Annotated in this window: 9 protein-coding genes; 3 read left to right on the top strand and 6 right to left on the bottom strand. The window is 73.1% G+C overall.

Features of this window, described 5'->3' with window-relative positions:
* Nucleotides 1-4 precede the first annotated feature (4 nt).
* Nucleotides 5-1,162 carry a monooxygenase gene (locus tag ACZ6TV_RS46850; protein WP_465306631.1) on the top strand — a complete coding sequence of 386 codons (1,158 nt, stop codon included), beginning with the start codon at nt 5-7 and terminating at the stop codon, nt 1,160-1,162.
* A 10-nt stretch (nt 1,163-1,172) separates the two neighbouring features.
* Here the strand turns inward: ACZ6TV_RS46850 and ACZ6TV_RS46845 are convergent, their stop codons facing one another.
* The 4 genes from ACZ6TV_RS46845 to ACZ6TV_RS46830 all read right to left on the bottom strand — a co-directional run bounded on the left by ACZ6TV_RS46845 (nt 1,173) and on the right by ACZ6TV_RS46830 (nt 4,011).
* Nucleotides 1,173-1,988, bottom strand: coding sequence for a universal stress protein (locus ACZ6TV_RS46845; protein ID WP_465306629.1), 816 nt, complete (start codon nt 1,986-1,988; stop codon nt 1,173-1,175).
* Nucleotides 1,989-2,020: 32 nt separating this feature from the next.
* Nucleotides 2,021-2,374 (bottom strand): hypothetical protein, encoded by a 354-nt coding sequence (locus ACZ6TV_RS46840; protein WP_465306627.1) that lies wholly within the window; start codon nt 2,372-2,374, stop codon nt 2,021-2,023.
* Nucleotides 2,375-2,455: 81 nt separating this feature from the next.
* On the bottom strand, nt 2,456-2,995 hold the full coding sequence (locus tag ACZ6TV_RS46835; RefSeq protein ID WP_465306625.1) for a YciI family protein: 540 nt from the start codon (nt 2,993-2,995) through the stop codon (nt 2,456-2,458).
* Nucleotides 2,996-3,018: 23 nt separating this feature from the next.
* Complete coding sequence (locus ACZ6TV_RS46830; protein WP_465306623.1) at nt 3,019-4,011, bottom strand: sensor histidine kinase; 993 nt, start codon at nt 4,009-4,011, stop codon at nt 3,019-3,021.
* A gap of 120 nt (nt 4,012-4,131) precedes the next feature.
* Between ACZ6TV_RS46830 and ACZ6TV_RS46825 the strand changes: the two genes are divergently transcribed.
* Nucleotides 4,132-5,361 carry an ROK family transcriptional regulator gene (locus ACZ6TV_RS46825; RefSeq protein WP_465306621.1) on the top strand — a complete coding sequence of 410 codons (1,230 nt, stop codon included), beginning with the start codon at nt 4,132-4,134 and terminating at the stop codon, nt 5,359-5,361.
* A gap of 315 nt (nt 5,362-5,676) precedes the next feature.
* Here the strand turns inward: ACZ6TV_RS46825 and ACZ6TV_RS46820 are convergent, their stop codons facing one another.
* Both ACZ6TV_RS46820 and ACZ6TV_RS46815 read right to left on the bottom strand, forming a co-directional pair.
* A complete protein-coding gene (locus ACZ6TV_RS46820; protein WP_465306619.1) occupies nt 5,677-6,927 on the bottom strand; it encodes an aminotransferase class I/II-fold pyridoxal phosphate-dependent enzyme in 1,251 nt (416 codons plus the stop codon).
* A gap of 21 nt (nt 6,928-6,948) precedes the next feature.
* Entirely contained in the window at nt 6,949-9,963 is a 3,015-nt protein-coding gene (locus ACZ6TV_RS46815; RefSeq protein ID WP_465306617.1) for a putative bifunctional diguanylate cyclase/phosphodiesterase, read from the bottom strand.
* A gap of 456 nt (nt 9,964-10,419) precedes the next feature.
* On the opposite strand from ACZ6TV_RS46815, the gene ACZ6TV_RS46810 reads away from it, so the two are divergent.
* Nucleotides 10,420-11,817 carry a glycoside hydrolase family 6 protein gene (locus ACZ6TV_RS46810; protein WP_465306615.1) on the top strand — a complete coding sequence of 466 codons (1,398 nt, stop codon included), beginning with the start codon at nt 10,420-10,422 and terminating at the stop codon, nt 11,815-11,817.
* Nucleotides 11,818-11,851: the final 34 nt, after the last annotated feature.

Here is an 11,851-nt window from a genome sequence, read left to right as displayed (position 1 = left end):
ACCGATGAGGAAGCTGGCAGTGCTCGCCGCCGCCGTGCTGCTGCTCGCGGCGTGCACGCAAGGCACGCCTGATACAAAGAGCACGCCCGGCAGCGAGGCGCCGGTCGAGGCGCACAGCGGGCACGCCGGCGGCGGTTCCGAGCCGCCCGCCGCGCCGCTGCGGGCCGGGGAACGGTTCCAGCACCTGTCGATGCCCGCGCCGTACACGCCGAAGGCACCGAACGGCGGCACCGACGAGTACCGCTGCTTCCTCGTCGACCCGGGGCTGACCAAGGAGGCGTACCTGACCGGCAGCCGGTTCCTGCCGCAGAACGCCGCCGTCGTGCACCACGCGATCTTCTTCCGGATCTCGCCCGGCTCGGCCGCCGAGGCCCGCGAGCTCGACGCCGGCGCGCCCGGGGACGGGTGGACGTGCTTCGGCGACTCGGGTGTACGCGGCGGCACATGGGTCGCGTCATGGGCGCCGGGTGCCGACGAGACCCTCCTCGACCCGAGGCTCGGCTACCCGATGCCGCCCGGCAGCCTCCTGGTGATGCAGATCCACTACAACCTGCTGGCGACCGGCGGGAAGGTCGGCGGGGCGGACCGGTCCGGGATCCGGCTGCGGCTCAACGACACCACGGCGGCGATGACACCGCTGCAGACGTCGCTGCTGCCCGCACCGGTCGAGCTGCCGTGCGCGCCGGGCGAGACGGGTCCGCTGTGCGACCGGGCGGCGGCCGTCGCCGACGTCGGGAAGCGCTTCGGTCCGGAGGTCGGCGGGCAGGAGGAGCAGCTCGTCCGGCTGTGCAGCGGCGGCCGGCCGGTCGCCGGCCCGACCCAGCGCTGCGACCGTCCCGTGCCGCGGGCCGCCACCGTGTACGCGACCGCCGGTCACATGCACCTGCTGGGCCGGTCCATCCGGATCGAGCTCAACCCCGGTACGCCGGGCGCGAGGACGTTGCTGGACGTCCCCCGGTACGACTTCGACGACCAGGCCATCCGTCCCCTGGCCGAGCCGGTCCCGCTGCGGCGGGGTGACACGCTGCGGGTGACCTGCACCCACGACGCGACGCTGCGCGCCCGGTTGCCGCAGCTGAAGGACACCGCGCCCCGCTACGTGGTGTGGGGCGACGGGACCAGCGACGAGATGTGCCTCGGCCTCGTCATCGTGGGAGCGTAGCCGCGGCGGCTCAGACGCTGCGGGTGACGAGGACCGGGCTCGCCGCGTGGTGGACGATGAGCTGGGTGCGCGGGTTGGGGCGGGGATGCTCGAACCATGCGACCCGGCGCGCGCCGAGGACGAGCAGCAGCGCCTCGTCGGACGCGCCCGTCAGCGCCTCCAGGACCGGCGCGTCCGACCCGGAGAACCGCGCGTCGACGTCATGGTGGCGGCGCAGCCACGGCGCCAGCTCGGCGTAGACGGCGGCGTGCGGCGTGGCCTGGCCGGCGTGCATCGCGACGAGCGGCACGTGCCGGGACAGCGCCTCGGCGTAGGCGAACTCGAGGGCGCGCCACGCCGACGGCGACCCGTCGACGCCGACCACCACCGGCGCCGATCCGGGCAGCGTCGTCAGCGGGTCCGCGCCCGGGCCCGCCACGTCCGCCGCCCCGCCGGCCGACGTCAGCCACCGCTCGCCGCGGTTGACCACGAGGACCGGGCAGTGCGCGTACGCGGCGAGGTGCGTGGCGACCGACGAGTTGAGCAGGCCGCCGTCGTGCGGCCTGCCGCCGATCGCCACCAGGCTCGCGGCCCGTGACTGCTCCTGCAGCACCCGGGCGGGCGTCCCGCCCAGGGTGACGGTCTCCACGGCGATGCCCGGCTGCCAGCCCCGCGCCTCGGCGGCCGCGTCGAGCACGACCCCCTGCCCGTCCGCGGGGCCCTCCCAGGACATCGCATGCACGATCCGCAGTGTCCGGTCATGCCGGGCGGCCTCGTCCGCGGCCCACCGCACGGCGCCGAGGCCGGCCGCGGACCCGTCGACGCCGACGACCACTGGTCTGTCCATGATTCCAACGTCCCTCGCGGGACGGGGAACGGCTAGTCCTCGGCCTTCTTACGGCGGCGCGGGCGGCTGGCGCGTTTGCGGGGCTTCGGGTTGCCGGACGCGAGCCTGGTGTACGTCAGCATGTTGGCCAGGCCGATGCCGATGGTGGAGAACAGGACCTGGATCGCGAGCTCCCACCAGCTCCACTCGATCTTCCAGACCTTGACCAGGGCTTTGTCGTCGAGGTTGACGAGCTCGGCGACCAGGGTGCCGAGCAGCGCCGCGCCCACGCCGATGAGGAACGTGATGAACAGGCCGATCGACTGGCGGCCCGGCAGGACCAGCCGGCCGAGGACCCCGACCAGCAGGCCGATCGGGATCGCGCTCAAAAAGTCGTTGATGTGCATGGCACCCGCGCTCCCCTCGCGTTCGGATCAATCGACCGGCACCGTACACGCCTCCGGCAAGATCCGCAGCGGAGGGCGCCGCTACCTGCGCCCGCCCATCTGCCAGGGGTGGACCTCGACCTCGTCGTACACGCCGGGCAGGACGACGCGGGCGTCCATGTGCGCCGCCTCGACCAGCACCGCGGTGCCGAGCCAGCCGCCGTCGTCGTGGGAGAACAGCTCGCCGCGGGCCAGCAGCCCGGGCGGCGGTGGCAGGGGCGCGGCCGGTCGGGTGCCGGGGGCGGCGTGGCCGATGAGGAGGAAGCCGTCGCCGCCGCGGCCGGACGCGCGTTGCCACATGGTGCCGCCGAGGGTGTCCTCGTACCGCATCAGCAGCAGCGGATCGTAGACCCCGCCGCGCTGGTTGGGCTCGTCGAACGCGAACGCCCGCGCGGCGGCGAGATCCGGCAGGTCGACGATGTGGATGCTGCCGGTCGCCTCGGTGCGGTCCTGCGTCAGTGTCGGGCCGCGGGCGGTCAGCTGCCTGGCGTAGCCGTCCATGTACGCCCAGTGCTTCTCCAGAAGCTCCATGCGCAGAGGCCCGGTGCCGGGGACGTCCACGCCCCACACGAAATGCAGCATGGTGGGGCAGTCTTCCATGCCTGTCAATCGGGCAGGTGCGCGGCCAGCACCGTCCCGCCGTCCGGGTCGGTGTCGGTGATCAGCCGGCCGCCGTGCCGCGCGACGATGGCCCGGCACAGCATCAGCGCCGTCGAGTCGTGCCGCACCCCGCCGCCGGTGACCGCGGAGGAGGTGAAGAGCCGGTCGCCGCCGCGCCCGCCGATCGGCACCGTGACCCGCCGGCCGCCGTCGGCCGGCGCGACGCAGACGGTGAGCAGCGCACCCGGCTCGGCCGCCGCGAGCCCGATGCCGACCATCGCGCCGACCAGCCGCCGCAGCAGCGCCGCCTCGCCCCGCACGGTGGCGCCGTCGCCGCCGCGGACGGTGAGGTGCACGGCCGCACCGTTCGCCGCGCCCGCCCAGCCCCGCAACGCGTCGTCGACGACCTTTCGCAGGTCGACCGGTTCGCCGGTACCGGCGGGAGCGGCGTTCTCGATGCGGGCCAGCTCCGTCACGTTGTCGATCAGGCCGAGCAGCCGCTGCGCGTTGCGGGCGACCGCCGCGACGGGCGCGGCGAGGGGGTCCGGCTCGGTCACCTCCTCACCGAGCAGCTCCGACATCGCCGCGATCGACGTGACCGGGGTGCGCAGCTCGTGGCTCACGGCGGCGGTGAACTCGGCCTTCATCGCCACCAGCTCCGCGAGGGCCCGGTTCTGCCGGCGGAGCCTGGCCCGGTCGGCGATGCGGTGCGACACGTCCCGCAGCACCAGGCAGCGTCCCTCCTGCGGGGTGCCGGGCAGCAGCGGGCTCCAGCTCCACTCGACGACCAGCCCCGGCCGCGGCGACCAGCGGCCGGAGTCCTGCGCGGTCATCGCCGCGGCGACGGTGTCGCCGACCTTCCGGCCGGTCGCCTCCTCGCCGAGGAGGTCATGGGTGGCCTGGTTGGCCGCGACGACGGTGCCGTCGGCGCTGGTCACCAGCAGCCCGGTGCCGAGCTGGTCGAGCGCCGCCTCCAGCAGCGCCGGATCGACCGTCATTCCTGACCCGCTTCTCGTCGGTTTGTCGCCGTTCGCCCCGATATGAGTCTAAGTGACGTCCACCCGACCGCGAGCGGCGATTGACACCCGCCGACGGGCACCCCTACGGTTCGATCCACCATGACGCATCTCGGCGGGTCGTCCAAGCTGCTCAGGGCCATGAACGACGCGGCCGCCCTGAGTCACATCCTCGAACGAGGCCCACTCACGCGCGGCGACCTGCGTGAGCTCACCGGCCTGTCCAAGCCCACCATCTCCGAGGCGCTGCGCCGGCTCACCGAGGCGAAACTCGTCACGGTCGTCGGCTACGTCAGCGCCGGCCCCGGCCCCAACGCCGAGGTCTACGCGGTGAACCCCGACGCGGCCTACTCGGTGGCGCTGTCGGTCCGGGACCGGGCCGCCTCCCCCGGCACGACCGGCTCCGACCTGCCGACCGTCACCGCCGCCGTCACCGACCTCGCGGGCAACGTGCGCGGCCGGCTGGACCTGGCGGTGGACTTCACGCGCACCGACCCTGTCTCCGCCGTCGTGGACGCCGTCCAGGACGTGTGCAAGGAGGCGCGGATCGCCCCCGACCCGGTCGCGCAGGTGCAGATCGCGGTCGCCGGTTCCTTCGACCCGCGCACCGACGTCCTGCACCACGTCGAGGTCCCCGGCTGGAGCCGCCCCGGCCTCCTCGACGACCTGCGCCGCCGCCTCGGCGTCCCCGTCGGCGTCGACAACGACGTCAACCTGGCCGCCGTCGCCGAACGCGCCCACGGCGCCGGCCGGGACGCGGAGAGCTTCACGCTCCTGTGGCTCGGCGAGGCCGGCCTGGGCCTCGCCATCGACCTCGGCGGCACCCTGCTGCGCGGCGCCCGCGGCGGCGCCGGCGAGATCGGCTACATGCCGATGATGCTGCCCGGCGTCACCGGCGGCCGCGGCTTCACCGGCCGCGTCGACTTCCAGGACCTCGTCGGTGGCGCCGCCGTGCTCGACCTCGCCGCCGAGTACGGCATCCAGGAGAGCACCGCGGCCGGCACCATGACCACCGCCGTCACCCGCGCCGACGCCCGCGACGACGCCGCCCGCAGCTTCGTCACCACGCTCGCCGGCCGGATCGCGATCGGCCTGTCCGCCGTCGTCGCCGTCCTCGACCCCCCGCTGGTCGTCATCGGCGGCGAGGTGGGCCAGGCCGGCGGCGACGTACTGAGCACGGCAGTCGCGACAGCCTTGGCCGAGGCGGCCCCGCTGGAGACGGCGATCGCCGCCAGCACCCTGCACGACGACGCCGCCCTGCTGGGCGCCCAGGAAGCGGGCCGCTCCGCCGTCCGCGACAGCATCCTCGCCACCCTCCGCCGCCCCTCCTGACCCTGCCCCATGATCCGGAAGACTTGTTGTCGCCCTGACGACCAAAAGTCTTCCGGATCATGGAAAAGGCGCGGCGGCGAGGCGCCGGGGATGGCACGCGGATGCGTAGGAAGCTGCCGCGCGCTCTGCGCGCTGGCAGTGCGTCGCGGAGCGACGCATTGGGGGGCTCCGGGGGTGAGAATCCCCCCGGCGGGACCCGCGGAGCGTGGGGCAGCGAGCCTATCGCCGGAGGCGAAACAGCGGGTAACAGCACCCGCGCGGAGCGTGGGGCAGCTAGCCCATCGCCGCAGGCGACAGAGCGGGGAAACAGTACAGCTAGCTGGCGCTGGACTCGCGGGATGACTGGAAGACGTCGGCGGCGGCCAGGTCGCTGATGACGGCGTTGAGCTCGTCGATCTGGTCGTCGGTGTTCGCCGCCGTCACCTGGACCCGGAAGCCGACCTGGTCGCGCGGCACCCCCGGGTACGGGGCGAGCGTCACGAACAGCCCCCGCCGCCACAGCAGCTCAGACACCTCCACGAGGTCCCGGTCCAGGGCGATCGGCAGCTCGATGATCGGGGTGTCGTCGACGTTGGGGGTGAAGATGCCGAGGCCGCGGACGTGCTGCAGGACCCGGGTCGACATGCGGTGCAGGTCGGCGCGGAGCTTGTCGCCGCGTTCGGCGTTGACGTCGAAGCCCGCCAGTACCGTCGCCAGCGAGGCGGTCGGGGAAGGGCCGGAGTACAGGTAGGGCGCCGCGGACGCCTTCAGGCGGTTCTTCAGCACGGTCGGCACGGCCAGGAACGCCAGGAGCGACGAGTACGCCTTGGAGAAGCCGCCCACGAGGATCATGTCGTCGTAGGTCTCGCCGTAGTGGCGCACGATGCTGTTGCCGCGGGTGCCGTACGGCGAGGTCTCGTCGGTCGTCCGCTCGCCGATGACGCCGAAGCCGTGGGCGTCGTCGACGTAGAGGATGGCGCCGTGCGCGCGGCACAGGTCCAGGTACGCCGGGATGCGCGGGATGTTGCCGGTCATGCTGTTGACGCCGTCCATGCAGACGATGACCGGGCCGGGCAGGTCGGTGGCCAGCAGCGACGCCAGCTCGTCGAGGGTCTTGAACCGTTTCAGCGTGGCGCCCAGACCACGGGCGTGCACGCAGCCGTCCCAGATCGTCTTGTGCGCCCGCGCGTCGACCAGCAGCGTGCCCTGCTGCGCCAGGACCGGGATCACCGACAGGTGGATCTGCGTGATCGTCGGCAGGACCAGGGCGTCGGGGGCGCCGAGCAGGTCGGCGAGGCGCTCCTCGATCTGCGGGTACAGCGCGGGGTTGCCCAGCATCCGCGACCAGCTCGGGTGGGTGCCCCAGCGGCGCAGCTGCCCCTCGACGGCGTCGATGATCTGCGGCTCGAGGTCGAAGCCGAGGTAGTTGCACGACGCCCAGTCGGTGAGCCAGTGATCGCCGACCCGGATCCGCCGGCCGTCGATCTCGTCGACGACCGCGTCGTAGAAGCGGGTGGTGGCGCGCAGGTGGGCGATGCCGCTGTACCGTGGGTCGTCGTCGACTGCAGCGGCGAGGTGTTCGAGCACAGGTCCTCCGAGGGCCGAGGTTCAGGCCGCCGTCCGACTTCCCCGTTGAAGCCCCGACGCTTCCTCCAACAACCATTGACTCGCGTCACCGTAGCTCAACGGCCGGGAGAACAAGTAACCCTGCCCGAGATGACAACCCATCGTCACGAGAAGATCACGTTCGGCTGGCGTCTCGATACCTTCAGCTACAATCTGCAACTGCAGAATCGCTGCGAGCTGCACAATCATGTCGACGACGGCGTGCTGCTCGGCGGACGAGGCGATGGTGTCGATGAAGCTCTTGTCGAGCTTCAGGACGTCGACCGGGAGCCGCCGCAGATAGGACAGCGACGAGAAGCCGGTGCCGAAGTCGTCGATGGCGATGCGGACGCCGGCGTCGCGCAGCGCGGCGAGCTCGGTGGTGACGTCGCCGTCGTCGTGCAGCAGGAGGCTCTCGGTCATCTCCAGCAGCAGGCTCGCCGGCGGCAGACCCATCCGGTCGATCTCCTGCAGCACCCAGCGGGCGAAGCCCTGCTCGCGGCCGCGGAACTGGCGGGCGGAGACGTTGACCGACACGTACACGTCCTCGCCGGGGTGCAGCAGGCGCCACTGCGCGGCGGCCTCGACGGCGTTGCGCAGCACCCACGCGCCGAGCGGCACGATCAGGCCGCTCTCCTCGGCGACGGAGATGAACTCGGCCGGCGACACCATGCCGCGGGTCGGATGGTTCCACCGCACGAGGGCCTCGAAGCCGTGGGTGCGGCCGTCGCCGATCGCCACGATCGGCTGGAAGTGCAGCAGGAACGCGCCGTCGGCGACGGCCCGGTCCAGGTCGGCGCGCAGCTTGTGCCGCTCGACGACGGCACTGTGCAGCGACGACTCGTACCGCCGCCAGCGGTCCTTGCCGGCGTCCTTGGCGACGTACACGGCGAGGTCGGCGTGGCGCAGCAGGTCCTGGGCGTCGGCGGCCTCGGCGGTGGTGGACACGCCGATGCTGGCGGTCGCGGTGACCTCGCCGTGCGGCAGCTCGAACGGGGCCGCGAAGCTCGCGAGGACCTTCTCGGCGACGCGTTCGACGTCGGCGGCGCTGCCGGCCCGGCGGACCAGCGCCGCGAACTCGTCGCCGCCGAGCCGGGCGACGGTGCCGGCGGCGCCGTAGGAGCCGTCGACGGCGCGCAGCGCCTCGGTGAGCCGGTTGCCGACGGCGACGAGCAGCGCGTCGCCGGCGCTGTGGCCGAGGGTGTCGTTGACGACCTTGAAGTCGTCGACCTCCACGATGAGCACGCCGACGGTCGCGCCGCTCTCGGCGCCGGAGCTGACCGCCTCCTGCACGCGGGCGAGGAACACCTCCCGGTTCGGCAGGCCGGTGAGCGCGTCGAAGGTGGCCCGCTGGTACAGCTCCGCCTGCAGCCGGCTGCGTTCGGTGACGTCCCGCAGCGTGACGACGACACCGCCGACGGTCGGCTCGCCGCGCAGGTCCCGGAACGTCGCCTCGACCAGGGCCGGGCGGCCGTCGGCACCGACCACGTGCAGGTCGTCGCCGGGCCGGTCGACGCCGCGGGTGCGCAGGTCGTGCAGGCGGCGGTCGACCTCGACGAGGCTCTCCTTCGCGAACGCCATCGGCAGCGGGGTGCCCTCGAGCTCGTCGCTGCCGAAGAGGGCCCGCGCGGACGGGCTCGCGTAGCGGATCTGGTCGTGGTCGCCGACGATGAGGATGACGTCGGCGGTGTTGAGCACGAGGGTCCGGAAGTAGGCCTCGCTGTTGCGCCGGCCGATCTCCTCGCCGAGCGCGATCCGCTCCAGCGCGAGGGCCGCCTGGGTGGCGAGGATCTGCGCGGCCTCCTGCACGCCGACGAGCGTGACCTCGTCGGCGGCGATGTACAGCGCCCGCCCCGACTCACGGCCCTCCACGGGCGCCAGCGGGCAGCACAGGGTGACCTCGAAGTCGCCGAGCTCGTCGGCGAGCGCCGGGGCGAGCCTGCGGGTGTACGGCATCGACACGGCCCGGTCGGTCGCGCCGCCCAGTGGCGCGAGGACGACCCGGTGCGCCCGGCCGAGCGGCAGCAGCTCGGCGATGGCGGTGCGCACGGTCGCGGTCACGCCGGGCTCGTCGGTCGCCATGAGCAGCGCCGCGCCGGCCCGCCGCAGCCGCCGCTCGCGTTGCGCGGCCCGCCGCTGGACGTTGATCGCGCGGGCGAGGCGGAGCAGGACCATCCCGGACAGCAGCGCCGAGGAGACGGCGATGACGGTGGCGTCGCGGACCTGGCCGCCGCGCATCTCGAAGTACAGCACGCACGGCGCGATGAACAGCGACAGCCCGAGCAGCAGGAGCCGGCCGAAGTGCTCCTCGCCCTCGCGGTGCACCTTCGGCTCGGTGAGCTCCCGCATCGAGGGGTGCAGCGCCGCGACGCCCCACAGCACGTAGAAGGCGACCCACCCGAGGTCGACCGGGCCGCCGGTGTCCCAGACGCCGTTGAGCTGTTTCAGCCCGTACCCGACGTCGGCGCTGAGCAGGCCGATGCCGCCGGCGGCCAGCAGCAGCAGCGCCGGGCCGCGCCGGACGGCGGTGATGAGCCGGGCGCCGACGGCGAGGACGAGGATGTCGGCGAGGGGGTAGGCGATCGAGATGCTCTTCTCGAGCACCGACAGCGCGGGATCCTCGACGTAGGGCCTGATGAGGAAGATGTACGACAGCAGCCCGAGCCCGGCGGTGACGGTGACGGCGTCGTAGAGCCCGTTCGGGTCGCGGCGGGCGACGCCGATGCGGATCAGCCCCACCAGCGCGGCGGCGATCAGCACGTAGACGGCGAGGTAGAAGCCGTCGGCGAGGGACGGGAAGCCCTGCCGGTCCAGGACGCGGGTGAGGACGTCGGCGATGAGGTCGCCGGTGATGAACGAGGCGACGGCGCCGGCGAGCAGGAACCAGGGCGCGCGGCGGCGGGGGCGGTTGAGGTGGACGCCGGTGAGGATCGCCGCGACGCTGGTGAGACCGATGGCGGACCACAGGACCAGGTGCAGCGCGGGCAGCGCGAAGTTGGCCACCACGAGGGCAGCCATGATCACGCAGTAGCCGGCCAGCACCCTACGCGGCGACACGCATCCCTCCCGACCGTCACGGTGGCGACCCGACGCTACCCAGTGACACCCGTAAACGCCCCATCGGCACGGGGCCCGTCCCATTTAGGCTTTTTGGCGAAGGGAGCCATCGGCCTGTCCTCACCGTAGATTGTTTGTTGCCGAATGAGGAATACCTTGCAGGGACATGCCATCAGGGGCTGAGCAGGCGCTTCGCGGCAATCGCGAGCTTTGCGGTTTTCGTCGCACCCGGCCCGGCACGCGGTGCGATCATGCCGTCTACGGTGCGCATCCGCTGCCGGATTCATTCACCTCATTCGGCAAAAGGTAACTTTCACGCCATCTACGCTGGTCGACCCACCGGGTCGCGGCGGCCGGTGGACCGGCCCCCGGCAGCGGCCTACCTTCGGCCTTCCCGCGACCGGAAGGACCCCTCCAGTGCTGAGATCCCCGCGAAGGTGGCAGACCGCCGTCGCCGCGCTCGCCGCCGTCACCGCCGGCACCGCCGGGCTGTGGCTGGCCGGCGGCGGCTCGGCGAGCGCCGGCACCATCACCGGCACGTTCTACCGCGACCCCGACTCGCAGGTCCTGCGCTGGCTCGCGGCCAACCCGGGCGACTCGCGGGCCACCCTGATCCGCGACCGGATCGGCGTGCAGCCGCAGGCGAAGTGGTTCACCACCCCGAACACCGCGCAGACCACGTCGGCGGTGCAGGGCTACGTCGGCGCCGCGAACGCCGCCGGGCAGATCCCGGTCCTCGTCGCGTACGCCATCCCGAACCGCGACTGCGGCGGCGCCTCCGCCGGCGGGACGACCACGCTGACCGAGTACGCCGCCTGGGTGCGCGCGTTCGCCGCCGGGCTGGGCAACCGGACCGCGGTGGTGCTGCTGGAGCCGGACTCCCTGGCGTTGCAGACCTGCCTGGACGGCGCCGGCGTCGCCGCCCGGGGCGCCGCCCTGGCCGACGCGGTCACGGTGATCAAGCAGGCGAACCCGTCCGCGAAGGTCTACCTCGACGCCGGGCACTCCGCGTGGAACTCGGCCGGCGACCAGGCGGCCCGGCTCGTCGCCGCCGGTGTGCGCGGCTCCGACGGCTTCTACAGCAACGTGTCCAACTTCCGCACCACCGCCGACGAGGTCGCCTACGGCCGGAGCATCATCAGCGCGATCGGCGCCGCGAACCTGCACCAGGTCGTCGACACCAGCCGCAACGGCCGCGGCCCGAACGGCAGCCAGTGGTGCGACCCGGCGGGCCGTGGGGTGGGCGTGGGCCCGACAACCGCCACCGGCGAGGCGAGCGTCGACGCGTTCGTGTGGGTGAAGCCGCCCGGCGAGGCCGACGGGTGCGCCGCGGGTGCCGGGCAGTTCGTGCCGGACCTGGCCTACCAGCTGGCGTTGAACGGTGTCGTACCGTCGGCGCCGCCGACCTCCGCGTCCGCGACCCCCTCGAGGTCGCCGTCGGCCTCCCCCACGCCGTCCCCCACACCGTCCAAGACGCCCTCGTCGTCCGCTCCCGCCGGGGTCGGCTGCGGTGTCGCGTACAAGATCGACAATCAGTGGAACAACGGCTTCACCGCGACCGTGACGATCACCAACCGCGGACCGGCGGCGGTGTCCGGCTGGACGCTCACCTTCGCGTTCGCCGGTGACCAGCGGGTCAGCAACGCCTGGAACGCCACCGCGACGCAGAGCGGCACGGCGGTCTCGGTCCGCGACGGCGGCTGGAACGGCACGATCCCCGTGGGCGGCACGGCGAGCTTCGGCTTCCAGGCGAGCTACTCGGGCACGAACGCGGCGCCGGCGTCGTTCAAGGTCAACGGCAGCACCTGCTCCTGAACCCGCGGCACCACCTGGACCACCTGAACCACCT

It is taken from the genome of Dactylosporangium sp. NPDC051087 (genome assembly GCF_055586325.1).
This window is presented reverse-complemented; position numbering and strand designations above follow the sequence as displayed.